General features: G+C 66.1%; 14 protein-coding genes. 3 read left to right on the top strand and 11 right to left on the bottom strand.

What is annotated here, in order from left to right:
- Positions 1-41: 41 nt before the first annotated feature.
- Entirely contained in the window at positions 42-581 is a 540-nt protein-coding gene (locus IFT60_RS14650; RefSeq protein WP_192052744.1) for a hypothetical protein, read from the top strand.
- A 151-nt stretch (positions 582-732) separates the two neighbouring features.
- Positions 733-3171 (top strand): TonB-dependent receptor plug domain-containing protein, encoded by a 2439-nt coding sequence (locus IFT60_RS14655; protein ID WP_192052746.1) that lies wholly within the window; start codon positions 733-735, stop codon positions 3169-3171.
- 131 nt (positions 3172-3302) lie between these two features.
- Here the strand turns inward: IFT60_RS14655 and IFT60_RS14660 are convergent, their stop codons facing one another.
- The 11 genes from IFT60_RS14660 to IFT60_RS14710 all read right to left on the bottom strand — a co-directional run bounded on the left by IFT60_RS14660 (position 3303) and on the right by IFT60_RS14710 (position 17002).
- Entirely contained in the window at positions 3303-3833 is a 531-nt protein-coding gene (locus tag IFT60_RS14660) for a DUF3592 domain-containing protein (RefSeq protein WP_192052748.1), read from the bottom strand.
- An 8-nt stretch (positions 3834-3841) separates the two neighbouring features.
- A complete protein-coding gene (locus IFT60_RS14665; protein WP_192052750.1) occupies positions 3842-5377 on the bottom strand; it encodes a hypothetical protein in 1536 nt (511 codons plus the stop codon).
- Positions 5374-7344, bottom strand: a complete 1971-nt coding sequence (locus tag IFT60_RS14670) for a DUF4175 family protein (protein ID WP_192052752.1) — start codon at positions 7342-7344, stop codon at positions 5374-5376. Before IFT60_RS14670 ends, IFT60_RS14665 begins: the two co-directional genes overlap by 4 nt.
- A complete protein-coding gene (locus IFT60_RS14675; protein WP_192052754.1) occupies positions 7328-8311 on the bottom strand; it encodes a BatA domain-containing protein in 984 nt (327 codons plus the stop codon). Before IFT60_RS14675 ends, IFT60_RS14670 begins: the two co-directional genes overlap by 17 nt.
- Complete coding sequence (locus tag IFT60_RS14680) at positions 8308-9195, bottom strand: DUF58 domain-containing protein (RefSeq protein ID WP_192052756.1); 888 nt, start codon at positions 9193-9195, stop codon at positions 8308-8310. Before IFT60_RS14680 ends, IFT60_RS14675 begins: the two co-directional genes overlap by 4 nt.
- Positions 9196-10203, bottom strand: coding sequence for an AAA family ATPase (locus IFT60_RS14685; protein ID WP_192052758.1), 1008 nt, complete (start codon positions 10201-10203; stop codon positions 9196-9198). It abuts the gene before it with no gap.
- Positions 10204-10824 (bottom strand): DUF4159 domain-containing protein, encoded by a 621-nt coding sequence (locus tag IFT60_RS14690; RefSeq protein ID WP_192052760.1) that lies wholly within the window; start codon positions 10822-10824, stop codon positions 10204-10206.
- A gap of 13 nt (positions 10825-10837) precedes the next feature.
- The gene (locus IFT60_RS14695) at positions 10838-12175 is read right to left on the bottom strand and encodes a TldD/PmbA family protein (RefSeq protein ID WP_192052763.1); all 1338 of its coding nucleotides are present in this window, start codon (positions 12173-12175) and stop codon (positions 10838-10840) included.
- Positions 12176-12184: 9 nt separating this feature from the next.
- Positions 12185-13822, bottom strand: coding sequence for a TldD/PmbA family protein (locus IFT60_RS14700; RefSeq protein WP_192052765.1), 1638 nt, complete (start codon positions 13820-13822; stop codon positions 12185-12187).
- Between the two features lie 199 nt (positions 13823-14021).
- A complete protein-coding gene (locus IFT60_RS14705; protein WP_192052767.1) occupies positions 14022-15356 on the bottom strand; it encodes a TldD/PmbA family protein in 1335 nt (444 codons plus the stop codon).
- Between the two features lie 8 nt (positions 15357-15364).
- Entirely contained in the window at positions 15365-17002 is a 1638-nt protein-coding gene (locus IFT60_RS14710; protein WP_192052769.1) for a TldD/PmbA family protein, read from the bottom strand.
- Positions 17003-17364: 362 nt separating this feature from the next.
- Between IFT60_RS14710 and IFT60_RS14715 the strand changes: the two genes are divergently transcribed.
- The gene (locus IFT60_RS14715; protein WP_192052771.1) at positions 17365-18147 is read left to right on the top strand and encodes a class I SAM-dependent methyltransferase; all 783 of its coding nucleotides are present in this window, start codon (positions 17365-17367) and stop codon (positions 18145-18147) included.
- Positions 18148-18365 lie beyond the last annotated feature (218 nt).

Below are 18365 nucleotides of genomic sequence, written 5' to 3' on the forward strand. Positions count from 1 at the left end.
ACTGGCGGCACCCGTTCACCAGCATCGCCGCGCACCTGTGGATGCTCAGTCAACTGCGTGCCACGCAGGCGGCCGAGATTGTCGTGTCGTCCACGGTCGACCCGCTCGAGGAAGTCGCGCTGCTCGAGATCGGCGCCGGCGAGGCGGTCGTGCTGCAGCCGCGCGCCCTGGTCGGGCTGATCTGCAAGCGCGGACAGCGGCCGGTCATCCGCAGCCACTGGCGCCTCGGCACCCTGCATGCCTGGCTGACGCTGCAACTGCGCTATCTGGCCTTCGAGGGTCCGGCAACGCTGGTGCTGCATGGCCGGCGCGGTGTGAGGCTGGAGCAGGCGGCGGGCGGGAGAACGATCAGCCAGGATGCCACCCTGGGGTTCAGCGCTGGCGCCAGCTACGCCACCGTGCGCGCCGAACCCTTCCTGCCCTACCTGCGCGGCAGGCAGGCGCTGCTGCACGACAGGTTCGCAGGCGACGCTGCCTGGTACCTGTACGAGGAAGTCCCGCGCAATGCCGGCCCCGACCGGCAAAAAAACAATCCGCTGGAAGTGCTGCTCGACGCCGGCCTGAAAGCCTTCGGCATCTGAAGCGCCGCTTAGGCGCAGGTCGTGTTGCCAGTGCGATACACGGATAAGCCACGAAACACTGTTCTCCCGCCAGCATTGTTCCAACGCAAGTTCGGAATAGTTAGCCCCGGCAAGATTCGTCAATCACTGACACTCTTCAACGGGAATCACGATGATGCACAAGACCCTGCAACCGACCTTGCTCACCGCTGCGCTGCTGGCGGCCTTTCCGCAGGCGCAGGCGCAGACGGCCCCTGGCGACGAGGAGGCCGCGCAACAGGTCGTGGTTGTCGGTTCGCGCGGCGCCGCCCGTTCGGCGCTCGACACGGCGGTGCCGGTCGGCCTGGTGAGCGCCAAGGACCTGGCCTCGACCGGCACGCTGGAACTGGGCAAGGCGCTGCAGGAACTCGACCCCTCGTTCAATTTTTCCACGACGTTCATCAGCGACGGCACCGACATCATCCGCCCCGCCACCCTGCGCGGCCTTGGCCCCGACCAGTTGCTGGTGCTGGTCAACGGCAAGCGCCGCCACCAGCAGGCGCTGGTCAACGTCCAGCAAACGGTCGGGCGCGGCTCGGCCGGCACCGACATCAATGCCATCCCGATGTCGGCCATCAGCCGCATCGAGGTGCTGCGCGACGGCGCCGCCGCCCAGTACGGGTCCGATGCGATCGCCGGCGTCATCAACATCGTGCTGAAGGAAGGCGCCGGCAAGGGCCTGGCCAGCGCCAGCGCCGCCACTACCAGTGAAGGCGATGGCGACACCTATGGCGCCAGTGCCTACAACGGCTTCGCGCTGGGCGCGGACGGCGGCTTCCTGAGCCTGGCGGTGGAGGGCCGACGCCGCGGCGAAACCAACCGCGCCGGCGTCGACACCCTGCGCGTGAACCCGCCGCGCGTCACCCAGCGCATCGGCGACAGCCTGGCGCGCGACGCCTACCTGTGGGCCAACGCCATGCTGCCGGCGGGGCGTGGCGGCGAGCTGTATTTGTTCGGCGGCGCCTCGAAACGCAGCGGCGACGCCGCCGGCTTTTATCGCCCGCGTGGGGATGCGCGCAACGTGCCGGCGGTGTATCCGGACGGCTTCCTGCCCAACATCCGCACCGACGTGCGCGACGCCTCATTGGCGTTCGGCTACCGCGGCGCCTTCAGCGACACCTGGAAGTACGATGTCAGCTTCAACCACGGCCGCAGCGAACTGGTGTTCAACGAACGCAATTCGATCAACGTCAGCTACTGGTACGAGCCGACCTGCCCTTGCGATATCAATGCCCAGTCGCCGCGTGAAGCCTACACCGGCACGCTCGGCTTCCAGCAATCGACCTTCAACGCCGACATCAAGGGCCAGTTGCACTTCCTCGGCCAGCCGATTTTCGTCGCCACCGGCTTCGAATACCGGCGCGACAGCTACCGCATCGAGGCGGGCGAACCGGTGTCGTACCAGTATGGCCGCACCAACAACCCCGCCATCGTCATCCGCGACCAGCTGGGCGGCATCGCGCAGGCCGGCATCCAAGGCTTTCCCGGCTATACCCCGGCCACGCAAGTCTACGAGGGGCGCCACAACACCGCCTTCTACATCGACCTCGAACACAAATGGAGCGAGCAGCTGACCCTGGGCTCGGCCCTGCGCCGCGAGCGCTATTCCGACTTCGGCACTACCACCACGGGCAAACTGATCGCCCGCTTCGACCCGACCCGCGCCTTCGGCATCCGCGCCAGCGCCTCGACCGGTTTCCGGGCGCCGTCGGTGCAGCAGAAGTTTTATAGCTCGGTATCGACCAACCTGAACAATGCGGGCGTGCTGACCGACACCCTGACCGCGCGCGAAGGCAGCGCCGTCACCCGGGCTTTCGGCATCGCCCCGCTCAAGGATGAGACTTCGCGCAGCGCCAGCATCGGCATGGTGCTGCGTCCGGTCTCGCATTTTTCGGTGACGGCCGACGTCTACCGCACCGACATCGACGATCGCATCGTCTTTTCCAGTAACATCGCACCGGAAGCAGGCGCCGGTCCGATCCGCGCCATCCTCGACCCGCTGCGCGTGGGCCAGGCCCAGTTCTTCACCAACGCGATCGACACCGAAACGGTCGGCCTGGACGTGGTGGCCGAGCACACCACGCGCAACCTGGCCGCGGGCACCCTGACACTCTCGGGGCAGCTCGGCCTGCACCGCACCGAGGTCAAGGCGCGCCGGTCATCCTCGCCGGTGCTGAGCGGCGCCCAGCTGTTCGACGATGCCCAAATGACGCTGATCGAACGCGGCCAGCCGCGCCAGCACCACGTGGTCGCAGCCGATTACGCGCGCGGCGCCTGGGGCGCCAACCTGCGCGCGAATTACTACGGCGAAGTCCAAGGCCAGGGATTTACCGCACCCTTCGTTCAGACCTGGGAAGCGAAATGGCTGGTCGACCTGGCGCTGCGCTACCGCTTTACGCGCAGCCTGAGCCTGGCCGCCGGCGTCGACAACATCTTCGACCGCTACCCGACACGCTGGGACACGACCCGCGCCGCGCCCTTCCCGCAGATGGGCTTTACGCATTGCTGGGAGACCTGCCCATTCGGGATCAACGGGCGCACCATGTATGCGCGTGCGGAGTACGCGTTCTAGGATTGCGCAGACCCGTAAGGTGGGCGGCTCCACGTCGGCGCATGCGTGCCTGCTGCCTGGATGCCGCCCACGCGTTCAGCCACACTCGGAACTTCGTAAACACCTGAGTCAGGTCAGACCCCAGCAGCGTCTCACCGCCGGATGCTTGCCGCTGCATGCCTGACGCACCAGATGCCGGCCGGCAGCAGCGCCAGCATCAATCCGACCAGCAAGACATCCGCGAAATCCAGGGCATCCAGATAAACGATCGCTTTCGCGGGATGGACCGGATCGTAGCGAATGGCGATTATGGCGCCCGGCTGCACCCGCTCGAACACGGCAGCGGCGACCTGTTTGCCGCGGTAGCAGGCGACTTTGCTCATTGGCGACAAGCGGCTGGAAACGAAGGTCTGGTGATCGACAAGGTATTGGTAACGCACCTGCATGCACCACGCACCCGATTTGACCTGCCTGTTCAGGTCGCTGCTCAAGACCCGGGCCTGGGTCCCTGGCCAGGATGGCGACGTCATTTTGTCGATCGCCCCTGTCAACGTAAAGTAGCCCATTGACATGGCCATCGCGATGATCAGGCATCCAGCGAGGAAAAGCTTGAAAGGCGCCGGTGCGGCTCTGCCGGGTTGCGGTTTTTTCGTTGCGTCGATCGTGCGTCTCCTGCCTTTCACGCGCCTCGTCAGCGCCGCTCGCGCCACCACAAGCCCAGCATGGCCAGCGCGAACAGCACGGCGAACGGCCATTGCGGGATTGGCCGCTGTGCCGGCGCTGGCGCCACCGGCGTGCGCGCCGCATAGCGCGCGGTTGCGGCGCGGCGCTCGGCGGCTTGCCACAGCGGCCAGTCGGTGGCGGCGTACACATAGACCTCGGCGCTCACCGGTTTGGATTGCGCCGTCGTTCCCTGCGTTTCCATGCGCAGCCAGCCCGGCGCGCGCGGCCAGACGGCCACGCAGGAAGCATCCACGCGCTCGACGCGGCGTTGCCAGTCGAGCGTCTGCCCCAGGTCCGGGAAGCGCACCTTGCCGCGCACGCCGAACGCGCAGAGCTCGAGCCGCTGGCCGGGCAGCGGCATCTCGCGCGGCGCCAGCCACTGCACGGCTTGCGCACGCTCGACGCGCACCGTATCAAGCACGTCCTGCCACCACAGCGCCAGCGCGCGCGGCTCGCTGATCGCCAGGCGGTGCCAGTCGGCCACGCCGAGCCAGCCGATGCGGCCCTGCCCCCACTGGCGCGCCCAGACGCCCGCCTCGTTGCCGCTCCAGGCGCCGGCCTGGCGCGTGGCGGGGATCAAAGGCGCCACCGGCAGCGGCAACGGACCGCCGCTGCGTCGGTCGGCATCCTGCGCCTGCAAGGGCAGCTGCACGCTGCGCGACCAGACGCCGGCATCGTTCGCGTTCGCCGCCAGCACCAGCAGCGCCGCGCCTCCCCTTACCTGCTCCAGCAGGGCCGCGCGCGCCGGCGCCGCGGCCCGTTCGAACCAGGCGGCGTCGATCACCAGCAAGTCGGGCTGGTCGATCTTCTCGCGCGCGCTTTCGCTGCGGGTGACGGTCTTGCCGAGCGTGACCTGCCAGTCGACCAGGGCGCGGCTCTGGGTCAGGACATCGTTCAGCACGCGCACGTCGAACGAAGGCGCGCTGAAACGTCCGCGCACGGACAAGGGGCGGGTCTCGCCGATGACGACTGGAATCGGGCCTTCAGCCAGCAGTTGGTTCTTGGCGTCCAGCAGGCGCGCCCGAAGCAGCAAGGTCTCGGCCAGCGGCGGCAGCCAGGACACGCTCAGGTCGCCGGCGCCGCGCGCCTCCGCCAACAGCTGGCCATTCTCGGCCAGCAGTTGCAGGCGCGCCGGCGCCTGGTCGGCGCGGCGCACGCTCAAGGAGAACAGGCGGCCCAGCGCCATCCGGCGCGGGAAGTCCAGGTGCAGGGTGGCGCCGACAGGTGCGGTCCAGGCCAGCGGACGCGCCGGCAAATCCTGCCATTGCGCCGCGCGCAAGCCATCGCCCCGCAGCGTCAGGCTGCGCACACCGTCGAGCGCGGCCGGCGGATTGCGGGCATCGAGCGCCAGCGTGGCGCCGGCGCCACCCGGCATTGTAATATCCAATGCGAGCAGCGCCAGCGCCGCGGTGGCGGCCAGTGCCAGCAGCGCCTCGATCCAGCGGCGGCGGCGCAGATAGAGGAGGACACTGGCCGCGCCGATCAAGACAATGGCTGGGGTCATTGTTTCGCTCCTTCGCGCCAGCCGCGTGTAAAGGGGGTCGTAGTCACCGGCTGCGCCTGCAGCAGCACCGGCGCCTCCTTGACGCCGGCGCGCAGCCAGGCGCGCAAGGCTGGACGGCAGCGTCCGCAGCCGTCGAGCACGTCCTGGATCGCGCGCTGGGCTGCCAGGCGCTGTTCGTCGTCCGTTAACCGTTCACGCACCCAGTCGTGGGCAGTGCGCGTCCACAAGGCCGGCAGCGCGGCGTCGCCGGAGAGCGCTGCCACCAGTTCGCGCAGCGCCACCGGTATCGCTTCCTCGTTGCCGCCCTGCTCGCGCGCATAACTGGCGGCGCCGACCACGTCGCCCGTCATGCGGATCTCTTCCCTGATCGGCGGCGGCACGAAGGCGGTCTTGTGCAGGTAGATGCGGTCGGCCTGCTGCAGTTCCTTGATCGCCTCCAGGGCTTTGTATTCCGGCGCCAGCGCGCTCTTCGGCGTGATCGCGCGCAGCGCCTTTTCGGCATCCCACATCGCGACCAGCGCGCGGCGCAGGATTTTCTTGGTGCCCTCGTCGTACAGGGTCGCGTTTTCCGCTTCGTCGTGGGCGTGGCCGAACTGGTGCAACACGTCCATCTTGCCGCTTTCCTCCGCATGCTCCTCGTGTTCTTCGCCGCCGAACAGGCTGGACTCTTCGCCCAGGAACTGGCCGTAGCGGCGGCGCAGCTGGCCCTGGTCGAGCGCGATCGATTCGCTGCGTTCGCGCACCGATTCCGCACTCATGCGCGTGGATTTCATGTCGGCGATCAGCTGCTCGGTATCGATGATGATCTGGCGCTGGCTGCGCAGGCTTTGCGGCTTGACCAGCATCGGCATGGCCGCCGTCTCTTCGCTGTCCTCGGCTTCCGGCGCCGGCAGGCGCAGCGTGTAGGTGGGCGACTGCACCGTGTGCGGACGCGCCGCGTTGTCGGCCGCGCGCACGAAGAAATACAGTTCGTCGCCCGGCTCCATGCCGAGTTCGGCGAGCGTCCAGGTTTTTGCCCAGTTGCGCAGGCGCGGATTATTCGAGGCCGGCAGCGGCATTTCGCGGTCGGTGAACTTGATGTTTTCGCCGCTGCCGCGCGCCAGCGTCAGGTGCAGGGTGGCGCGCTGGACGCGGTAGTCGTCCTGAACGCTGAGCGCCATCGCGGCCGTTGTCGCCTCCGTCTTCAACTCTTGGATTATCTGCGCCGGCTGCGAGATGGTGATGGTCGGCGCCGCATCCGGCGTCACCTTGATCGTGTAGCGTGTGCCGCGCCAGCGCCAGAACAGCGATTCGGTGGCGACCAGGGTCGCGCACCGGTCGTTCACCGTCAAGCTGCGGCCGTCGCTCAGTTCCAGCGTGGTCGCGCCGGCCGCGGGGTTCTTCAGGCACCAGCGCAACTGGCCGCCTTCGGGCAGGGCGATGTCGCGCGGCGCACCGCTGCTGCCGGCGGCGCCGGTATAGGCTGGCGGCGTGGCGGTCACGGTCAGCTGCGGCACAATGGGCGCCCTGGCCGCATTTATGGCCGGCACAGCCGCCTGCGCCGTCGCTGCCGGCTTCTGGCCGAAGAACCAGACCGTTGCCGCCAGCGCCAGCCAGGGCAGCAGCCACATGAAGCCAGTACCGACGTGCGGATGCACGGTGCGGCGCACGGCCGGCTTGTCGAGCGCGGTATCCAGGCGCGCCAGCAGGCGCTGACGCTGCATGCGCGCCAGCGGCGTGTCCGCTTCAAGCAGCAGCGCGCTGCTGTCTTCCATGCCGGGCACCGCCGCATCGAGCCAGCCGCTCCAGCCGCGTGCGACCTGCTGGCGCAGGCGCGCCGCATCCCACATGCACCAGGCGCCCCAGGCCAGCAGGCCGGGCAGCAGGCGCAGCGCCAGCCAGGGCAGCGTGCCCAGTATCCACAGCGGCAGGCGCCGCAGTAAAGCCGCACGCCACAGGCGCTGCGCGATGTCAGCGTCGCCGTGCATGGGTCAGGATCCTCTCGATAGCAAACAGGGCGACCAGCGCCCACAGCAGGAAGCCGCGCACTGCGCCGCTGGCGTAGGCGGGCGCGGGTGCGTTTGTCCTGGTGAACGTCATGGAGGGCGCGGTGTACGGGACCGGTGCGTAATGCAGTTCGCGCCAGGTTTCCAGCAATGCGCGTGCCGCCGCGGGATCGCTTGGTGGCCAGGCGTTCGAAGCCCAGATGCGCCCGCGCACGCCGTCGGCATAACGGATGCCGCCGACCGCTTTCGATTGCGCCAGTTCGGTAAACGCGCCGGCGTCGGTAGACCACCACAGCGGCGCACGCATCGATGGCGGCGGCGCGCCGGGGCGGTCCCAGACAATCAATTCGGTCTGCGGTCCCGGTGCAGCGTCGATCGCGACGCGCAAGGGTCCGTCGAGCGCAGCGAACATGCGGCGCCATTCCTGCGCCCGCTCGCTGACGATGGCGACGTGCGCCTCGGTGCGCGGCGCGGGCTTTGCCAGCGTACGCAGCACGACCGGACGGCGAAATTGCGGCAGGCCGGCCGGCATCGGAATATCGCCCAGCACCAGCAGGCGCGCCTCGGGTGTGAATTCGCGTTCGTGGGCGCCGATCCAGGCCAGCGCCGTGTGCGCGGGCAGCGCCTCGCGCGCGGCCGCGCCGTAGCCTGCCGCCTTGATTTCGCGTTCGATCCACTGCGCGTCGCTGCCGTGGGCGACAACCACCGTATCGCCGCGCCACGGGAACACCGGGTCGGCCAGCCAGGCGATCGCGCAGGCCAGCAGCAGGCAGCGCACGATCAACAGAGTGACGTCGGCCCAGCGCCAGACCCGCATCTGCCGCGGCTCGGTGCGCGGCAGGAAGCGCGCGCTGGCCAGCGGCTCGGCCTTGACTTGCACGCGCTTCTTGCGGTGCCACCAGACCGGCAGCAGCAGGGTCGGCAGCGCCAGCCACCACAGGCTGTTCATCGGCGGCCTCCCTGGCGCAGCCACTGGCGCAGCAGCTCTCCCGGCGCTTGCTCGATGCGGGCCTGTGCGAGCTGCACGTCGCTCGCGCGCAAGGCGGCGCTGACGGTGTCAAAATGCTGTGCGCGGTTGCGCAGGTAGCCTTCGCGCAGGTCGGCGCCGAAGCGGAAGACGCCGCCCTCACGCTCCGGGTCGCGATAAGCGGGGCTGCTGTCGAAACTGCCCGTAGCTTCGGCCTCGGTCTGCAGGCAGACAGCGCGCACGTCGTGGCGCATGTGGCGCAGGCGCACCAGCGCTTGCGACAGCGCCGAGGGCCAATCGAGGAAATCGGTGGCGGCAAAGATCAGTGAAGGCGAGCCCGTAAAGCGCAGGCTGGAGCGCAGCAAATCCGCATCGGGCAAGTCGCCCTCGGCCTGCACCTGCGCCAGTTTCGCCAGCACCCGCTGCAACTGGCGCGGTCCGCGCGCGGCCGGTACGAATTGCACGCGGCCGCCGGACAAGACCGCCAGCCCGAAGGCATCGCCCTGGCGCTGCGCGATCGCGCCGATGCAGGCCAGCAGCGTGCGCGCATAACTTAACTTGTCGAGGCCGGCAATGCTGCGGCTCGGTTCCGCCATCGAGGCGCTGGCGTCGAGCAGCAGCCAGACCGCCACGTGGCTGTCGCGTTCAGCCTCGCGCACATAGTAACGGTCGGCGCGCGCCAGCAGCTTCCAGTCGACGCGGCGCCACTCGTCGCCCGGCGCATAGGCGCGGTACTCGGAGAATTCGACGCCGGACCCGCGCTCGCGGCCGGCGTGCACGCCCTGCCCCAGTCCCGCCAGCACGTGGCGAATGACGAGTTCGAGGTCGGTCGTGTGCGCGATCAGCGCAGAACTAACGTGGGCCAATTAATCGACCCGGATCTCGGTGCGGATCGCCTGCAGGATATCGGCCATGGCGACGCCATCGGCTTCGGCCTCGAAATTGCGCAGCACGCGGTGCGCCAGCACCGGCAGCAGCATCGCCGCGATGTCGTCGCGCGTGACGGCGAGGCGTCCTGCCATCAGCGCGCGCGCCTTGGCCGCCAGCACCAGCGCCTGGCCGGCACGCGGACCCGCGCCCCAGCCGACGTGCTTTTTCACCGCCGCCACCGTCGTCTCTTGCGGGCGCGTCGCGCGCACCAGGCGGGTGGCATAGCGCAGCAGGTGTTCGCCGATGGCGATGTCGCGCACCAGCTGCTGCAGGCGTAACAGACTCTGTACATCCATGGCCGGCTCGGCGTCCTGCAGGTGCGACTGCGTCGTCATTGCCACCATCGCGACTTCTTCGTCTTCGCTCGGATAGACGACGTCGATGCGCAGCAGGAAGCGGTCGAGCTGGGCTTCGGGCAGCGGATAGGTGCCGCTTTGTTCGATCGGGTTTTGCGTCGCCAGCACAAAGAAGGGGCGTGGCAGGGTGTGGGTCTGGCCGGCAAAGGTGACGGACCGTTCCTGCATCGCTTCCAGCAGCGCCGACTGGGTTTTCGGTGGCGCGCGGTTGATCTCGTCTGCCAGCAGCACCTGCGTGAACACGGGACCCGGTTGAAAACGGAACGAACGCTGGCGCGTGGCCGCGTCTTCTTCCAGGATCTCGGTGCCGACGATATCCGAGGGCATCAGGTCGGGCGTGAACTGCACCCGGCGGAACTGCATGTCGGTCGCTTGCGCCAGCGATTTCACCAGCAAGGTCTTGCCGAGGCCCGGCACACCTTCGACCAGCGCGTGGCCGCCGGCCAGCAAACAGGTCACCAGCAAATCGACCACCGCTTCCTGGCCGATGATCACACGCGCCATGCTGCTCTTGAGCGCCCCTACCTTTGCCACCAGTTCGCTGACTTCCGCCTCGCTCCAGGCTACTGCCGAATCATGTTCCGCCACTTAGGCTCCCAACGCATATTGAATGATGTTCACCGCAAAGCGGGTATTGTCCACCGCGAGAAACCGTTTATTTCGAAAATCGTAATCCCACTCGCAACCGTAATCCTTGTTCGAGTACAGCACGCGTACCCGCCCGCCGATCTCGATCGCCTTCAGGTATTCGTGCACCAGGTCGTCGCCCCAGCCGTTCAGTTCCACCGAGGTGTTGGGCGGGCCGTCGAATTTGAAGAAGCTCGAATACACCGGGTGGTTGTTCGGGATCTTGCGCAGCGCCGAGGCGCCGAAGATCTTCGCCATCTCGGCCTCGAAGGATTTCGCGAACAAGCCGTCGATGTCGTGGTTGCAGTCGTCCACGAACACAAAGCCGCCGCCGCGCACGTAGCGCTCGAAGTTCTTGCGCTCGGCGGGCGTGAACTGCACCAGCTTGTGCCCGGCGAGATAACAAAACGGGGCTTCCAGCACCTTCGGGTCGGACAGCGCGATCATCCGCTCGGCCGGGTCCACCTTCAAGGTGGTGTACTCGACCAGCGAATTGAGCACGTTGCTGGGCATGCGGATATCCACATCCCAGTCACCCGACTCGTACAGCAGCCGGGTGAAGTAAAAGTCATACCGCGCCATTATTGAGTGCCATCTACACCGCGTCGGAGAGCGACGTAAAGTTAAAGTCGCGCACCTTCATCGGCGGCAGCACCATCTGGTACGGCACCTCGTCGCCGCCGATCACCTGCGGCTTGCCCAGCTCCTCGACGTTGTTCAGGATCGTGACCGGGCTTTCGTTGAAGCGGAAGTTCTTGATCGGGTACTTGATCTTGCCGTTCTCGACATAGAAGGTGCCGTCGCGCGTCAGGCCCGTCAGCAGCAGCGATTGCGGGTCGACCATGCGGATGTACCAGGTGCGGGTGACGACCACACCTTTCTTGGTCGACGCGATCAGTTCCTCCAGCGACTTGCTGCCGCCGGCCATGATCATGTTGCCGTGGCCGGCCGTGGCGACCTTGCCCTGCTTCTGCGCCCAGTAACGCGAATAGTCGAGCGAGGCGATGCGGCCGTTCTTGATGATGTCGGTGCGCTGGCGCGCCAGGCCCGACTGGCCATCCCAGGGCAAAACCGGCACGTCCGCGTTCCACGGGTCGGCCCAGACGTTGATCTGCTCGTCGAACAGCTTGTCGCCAAGGCGGTTCTTGCCGCCCTTCTTGGTGAGAAAACTGCGGCCTTCGTCGGCGTCGCGCGCGCTGAAGGAGCTGAACATATTGCCCAGCACTTCAGAGGTGGCGGCCGGCTCCAGGATCACCGTGTAGCGGCCCGGCTCCAGCGCCTTCGCCTCGACCGAACGCAGCGCCTTTTCGATGGCGACGCCGGCCGCCTCGCGCGCGTCGAAACGGTTGGCGTCCGTCGCCGAGCGCGTCACCCAGCCCGAGCCGCGGCCGTCTTCGGTACGCACGGTGCAGGTGTAGGCGAGATCGGTCGCTTCCTGGAAGCCGAACACGCCGTTCGAATTGGCGGTCGTATTGAAGCGCTTGCCGTCGTTGAAGAAGCCGGCGCAGACCAGGCCCGCCTTTTTCGCCGCTTCGATGCTGTAGGCCGCTACTTGCGCGCGGTATTCGGGATCGATGTCGGCGGTGGCGCGCACGAAAGTAGGCGTCGCCTTGTAATCCTGCTTGCCGACGGCGGGCATGAACTCCGGGTTTTCCGGCGCCAGGCGCGCCAGCTCTTCCGCCCTGCGCACGGCCTTTTCGAGCGACTTGTCGTCGAATTCGTTGAGTTGGGCGATGCCGGATTTTTTACCAAAGGCGACCTGCACGGTCAGTTGCATGTCTTCGTTCAGGCCGGCGGTCGAAATGCTGTTGCGGGCGAAACGCACATTACCCTCGCGCTTGCCGCTGATGTCGACGCTGCACTCGTCCGCTTTCGACAACTTGATGACGCGTTCGCAGATGCGTTGTGCTTCTTCCTTGTTCAGCTGTTTCATCGTTTGTCCTTAAGCGATCTTGCGGGCGGTGTTGATCACGTTGATGCCGTTGAAGCGCGTCGTACTCGAACCATGCGAGACCGCGCTGACCTGGCTCGGCTGGCCCTTGCCGTCGAAGAAGGAGCCGCCCATGCGCCAATCGCGCTCGTCGCAGATGGCGCTGCAGGCATTCCAGAATTCCTGGGTGTTCGACTGGTACGCCACATCCTCCAGCGGATTGGTGATCTTGCCGTTCCTGATTTCGTAGAACAGCGTGCCGCCGAACTGGAAGTTGTAGCGCTGCTGGTCGATCGAGTAGGAGCCGCGGCCGACGATATAAATGCCCTTCTTGACGTCGGCGACCATCTCGTCTGGTGTGAGCTTCGATTTGCCAGCGGCGAGCGACACGTTCGGCATGCGCTGGAACTGCACGCTGCTCCACGAGTCCGCATACGAGCAGCCGTGCGATTCCTTTTCGCCGATGATGTGGGCCTGGTCGCGTGTCGCCTGGTAGTTCACGAGCACGCCGTTGCGGATGATGTCCCATTCCTTGGCACGCACGCCTTCGTCGTCGTAGCCGATCAGGCCGAGCGAACCCGGATTGGTGCGGTCGGCAATGAAATTGACGCGTTCGGCGCCGAACTTGAATTTTTTGGTCTGCCATTTATCCAGCGTGGCGAAACTGGTGCCGGCGTAATTGGCTTCGTAGCCGAGCACGCGGTCGAGTTCCGTCGGGTGGCCGACGGCTTCGTGGATGGTCAGGAACAGGTGTTCCGGCGCCAGCACCAGGTCGTACTTGCCCGGCTCGACGGATTTGGCAGACAGCTTCTCGCGCGCCTGCTTGCCGGCCAGGCGCGCATCTTCCACGACGTCATACGATTTGGTGTACAGCGTGGTAACGCCGCCGGCGGCGCGCACTTTATCCTGTGCGCGCACATCAAAATATTCGTAGCCCATGCTGACCGGTGCACCGAGGCCGCCGCGCGAGCGGAATTTGCCGCTGACCTTGTCGACGGCGGTCGCGTTGATCGGCGCCCACAGGCGGTGGATGTCCTGGTCGATGTAGGAGCCGTCGGTCGAGGCAAAATACTTTTGCTGGTTAATCTGGAACAGGTTCGCCGTCATGAAGCTGGCGCCCGCCTCCAGGCCCGCTTTATTTGCGGCGATCAGCATCTCGGCCTTGTCCTTCACCGGCACCGCGCGCCAATCCTTCTTGATCGGCGTGGCCCAGGCGACTTCGCCCACGCCTTTGACGGGGGCCAGCTGCACCGGTTCGGTTTGCAGTTTGGCGTTGGCCTTGGCAATCGCCACGGCCTGGCGCGCGGCGGCGGCGACCGCGTCCGGGTTCATGCTGTTGGTGGCGGCAAAACCGTAGGCGCCGCCGGCGATCACGCGCACGCCGACGCCGGTCGATTCGGTATTCGTGATGTTCTCGACGTTCAGGTCGCGCGTCGTGATGAACTGGTTCAGGTAGCGGCCGATGCGCACGTCGCAATAGGATGCGCCGGCGCCCGTTGCCGCGTTCAGGGCGGCGTCGGCCAGGGACTTTTTAAAGGCGACTGCCATGGGGCTGAGCAGGTCTTCGGCGGCGATCACGTTGCCGAACACCGGCACGATCATGGCGCCCGCCGTGCCGGCGCCGATTTTCAAGAAGGTACGTCGTTCCATTTATTCTCCAAATGCCGGCGGTTGAAATACACCACCGGCTGGTGCGTAACGTAGGGTGGGCACTCGTGCCCACGCGGTGCGGCGTGTGCGAATCGAAAAGCATCTCGACGATGCATAGGCCTGAATACGCGTGGGCTCGAGAGCCCACCCTACGGTGCGCAGCGGCCGAGGGTGCATCACCGGCCGCAGGTTATTTTCCTTAAACCGCGTCCGAGAGTGACGTGAAATTGAAGTCGCGTACCTTCATCGCCGGCACCACCATCGGGTTCGGCCCCTCGTCGCCCCCGAGCACCACCGGCCGGCCGATCTCTTCGATATTGTTGAGCATCGACACCGGGCTCTCGTTGAAGCGGAAGTTCTTGATCGGGTGCTTGATCTTGCCGTTCTCGACATAGAAGGTGCCGTCGCGCGTCAGGCCGGTCAGGGCCACCGATTGCGGGTCGACCATGCGGATGTACCAGGTACGCGTGACCAGCACGCCCTTCTTGGTATTCGCGATCAGCTCCTCGGTGCTCTTGTTGGTGCCGGCCATGATGAAATTGCCGGCGCTGCCGACGGCGCGCTTGTTCTTTTGTTTGGCCCAGTATTGCGAGTACTCGAGGTCGGCCACGCGGCCATCCTTGATCCAGTTCTGGCGCTCGCGCGGCAGCATGTTGGCGTCCCACGGCAGCACCGGCACCAGCGGGTCCCAGGGGTCGGACCAGATGTTGACCTGGCTGTCGAACAGCTTGTCGCCGACGCGGTTGAGGCCACCCTTTTTGGAAAGGAAGCTGCGCCCTTCGTCGGAGCGGCGTGCATCGAAGCCGTTCATCATGTAGGTCATCAGGTCGCTGGTGGCGGCCGGTTCCAGAATGACGGTATAGCGGCCCGGTTCCAGCGCCTTCGCATCGACCGAGCGCAGCGCCTTTTCGATGGCGACGTCGGCCGCTTCGCGCGGGTCGAAACGCGCCAGGTCGCGCGCCGAGCGGCGCACCCAGCCCGAACCGCGGCCGTCTTCGGTGCGGATGGTGCAGGTGAAATCGAGCGAGGTCAAGGCCTGGTGGCCGAACACGCCGTTCGAGTTGGCCACTGTCTGGAAGGCGGTGGTGTCGGTCAGGAAGCCGGCGCTTACTAGCCCCTTCTTGCGGCAGGCTTCGATCGCGTAGGCGGCGGCCTGGGCGCGGATCTCGGGGTCGATGTCGGCGGTCTTCTGGACAAACGTATTCGACGATTTGTACTGCTGCTTGGCGACGGCCGGCATGAATTCCGGATTTTCCGGCGCCAGGCGCGCCAGGTCTTCGGCGCGGCGCACGGCCTTTTCTAGCGACTTGTCGTCGAACTCGTTGATGCTGGCGGTGCCCTGGCGCTTGCCGAAGGCGACGCGCACGGTGAGCGTGGTGTCGTCGGTCAGGCCGGCGGTGGAGACGGCATTGCGGGCGAAGCGGATGTTGCCGTTGCGTTCGCCGGCGATGCCGACGGTGCATTCGTCGGCTTTCGACAGCGACAGCACGCGGTCGCAGATGCGTTTGGTTTGTTCCTGGGTCAGGATGGTCATGAATGTCCTTAGCCGATCTTGCGGGCGGTGTTGATCACGTTGATGCCGTTGAAGCGCGCGGTCGAGGAACCGTGCGAGACGATGCTGATCTGCGGCGGCTGGCCTTTGCCATCGAAGAAGGAACCGCCCATGCGCCAGTCGCGCTCGTCGCAGATGCCGGCGCAGGCGCTCCAGAATTCCTGGGTATTGGCCTGGTAGGCCACGTCTTCCAGCATCTCTCCGATCTTGCCGTCCTTGATTTCGTAGAACAGCTGGCCGCCGAACTGGAAGTTGTAGCGCTGCTGGTCGATCGAGAACGAACCGTCGCCGACGATGTAGATGCCCTTCTTGATGCCCTTGACCATTTCGTCCGGGGTCATCTTCTTCTTGCCCGCCGCGAGCGAGACGTTCGGCATGCGCTGGAACTGCACGTTGCTCCACGAGTCGGCATACGAGCAGCCATGCGATTCCTTTTCGCCGATGATGTGGGCCTGGTCGCGCGTGGCCTGGTAGTTGACCAAAATGCCGTCCTTGATGATGTTCCACTCCTTGCAGCGCACGCCTTCGTCATCGAAGCCGACCGCGCCGAGCGAACCTGGGGTCGTCTTGTCGGCGACGATGTTGACGATCGGCGAACCGTACTTGAAATTCTTCGACTGCCATTTGTCGAGCGTGGCGAAGCTGGTGCCGGCGTAGTTGGCTTCGTAGCCGAGCACGCGGTCGAGTTCCGTCGGGTGGCCGACCGATTCGTGGATGGTCAGGAACAGGTGCTCCGGCGAGAGCATCAGGTCGTACTTACCCGGAGTGACCGACTTCGCCGTGAGTTTACGATTGGCGTCGCGGCCGGCGGCGCGCGCATCTTCGACGATGTCGTAGGAGTTCGTGTACAGCGTGGCGACGCCGCCGGCGGCCTTGATCTTGTGCTCCGGACGCGCGTCCAGGTATTCGTAGCCCATGCCGACCGGGGCGCCGAGGCCCTGGCGCGAACGGAACTTGCCGCTCGCCTTGTCCACGGCGGTGGCGCTGAACGGCGCCCACAGGCGGTGCAGGTCCTGGTCGATGTAGGAGCCGTCGGTCGACGCGAAATACTTTTGCTGGTTCACCTGGAACAGCATCGACTGCATGAAGTTGGCGCCGTTGTCCATGCCGGCCTTGTTTGCGGCGATCAGCAGTTCGGCCTTTTCCTTGATCGGCACCGTGCGCCAGTCCTTCTTGTACGGCGTCGCCCAGCTCACCTCGCCCACGCCCTTGACTGGTGCGAGCTGCACCGGTTCGGACTGCAGCTTGGCATTCGCCTTGGCAATGGCGACGGCCTGGCGCGCCGCGTTGGCGATGCCGTCCGGGGTCATGTCGGAGGTGGCGGCAAAGCCGTAGGCGCCGTTGCAGATGACGCGTACGCCGACGCCGGCCGATTCGGTATTCACGACGTTCTCGACATTCAGGTCGCGCGTGGTGACGAACTGGTTCAGGTAGCGCCCGATGCGCACGTCGCAGTAGGAGGCGCCGGCCTTGGTGGCGGCGTTCAGCGCGGTGTCGGCCAGCGCCTTTTTGGCGGCGACCGCCATTGGGCTGAGCAGTTCTTCGGCTGCGATCGCACGGCCGGCGACGGGAATGAGCATCGTGCCAAACGCCACGGTGCCGATGTTGAGAAAGGTACGACGTTCCATTCTGTCTCCTGAATTCGACCTGCTTCGGGAGCGGCGCGCACACCGGCACTGCCGCATATGTATGTGTAGAACTCGTGGTGCCGCGACGGCGAACCGTATGGCAAACCGTTAAACATTATCAGCAACCAATGATTTTGAATAGGCAATCTTTATGCCAGTCGCAAAGTGTCGATCGACCCGCTGTGGTATGCGGTGTTGAGGCGTACATACGTTGTCCACCGGGTGTCCGCCTGTCCGCGCGGACACCCGGTGGACAGTGCATATGTCATGGATTCGCTTGACTGGCCGGGTTGCATGTTCGATCATCGGCGCGCGGCAACGGCACTGGCCGGCGGCCCACAACCTTACTGGAGACACCGACCATGAAACGACTGATCCTCGCCGCGCTGCTGGTGGCCGGCGCCACCGGCGCCGTGCAGGCCGACGACGCCCTGAAAGCCGTCATCGCCGGCGAACACCGCGCCACCAACGCCGCCCGCGACGGCGCGCGCCATCCGTACGAAACGCTGACCTTCTTCGGCATCAAGCCGACCATGACGGTGGTGGAACTGGTGCCCGGCGGCGGCTGGTACACCGAGATCCTGGCGCCCTACCTGCGCGACAAGGGCAAGTACATCGCTGCCGGCGCGGCGCCCGAGAAGAAGGGCGGCATCGCCTTGCGCGCCAAACTCGACGCCAATCCGGCCCTGTACGGCAAGGCTGTCACCGCCGTGTTCGAGCCGCCGAGCCGCTACGAGATCGCGCCCGCGAACAGCGTCGACATGGTGCTCACCTTCCGCAACCTGCACAACTGGGTCGGCAACGGCGAGGCGGCCCTGCAGACGACGTTCAAGGAAATCCACAAGGTGCTGAAGCCGGGCGGCGTGCTGGGCGTGGTCGACCACCGCCTGCCAGCGGCGATGAAGCAGGACGAGAAAGCCTCCACCGGCTATGTGCACGAAGCCTATGTGATCAAGCTGGCCGAGAACGCCGGCTTCAAACTGGCCGGCAAGTCGGAAGTGAATGCCAATCCGAAGGACAAGGCGGACCACGAAAAGGGTGTGTGGACGCTGCCGCCGGTGCTGGCGAACAAGGAGAAGGATCGCGAGAAGTACATGGCGATCGGCGAGAGCGACCGGATGACACTCAAGTTCGTGAAGCAGTGATGGGTAGTTGACCGTGCACCGCCAGCGGTGACCGGAGGGACGTACGGTGGGCGGCTGCACTGGGCACGGAATGACCACGCGAACAATGCGCCGCCCACGCGTTCAACGCACGCAAGCATGGCGCGAGGTTGCATGGGCCGGTTGAACGGGCGGCGTCAACGCTGCGGACGTGCGCATGGTCGGGTGGAGCCGCCCACCCTACGGGTATCCGGTTCACG

The organism is Massilia sp. CFBP 13721 (assembly GCF_014842025.1).
In the GTDB taxonomy this organism is placed as follows: Bacteria; Pseudomonadota; Gammaproteobacteria; order Burkholderiales; family Burkholderiaceae_D; genus Telluria.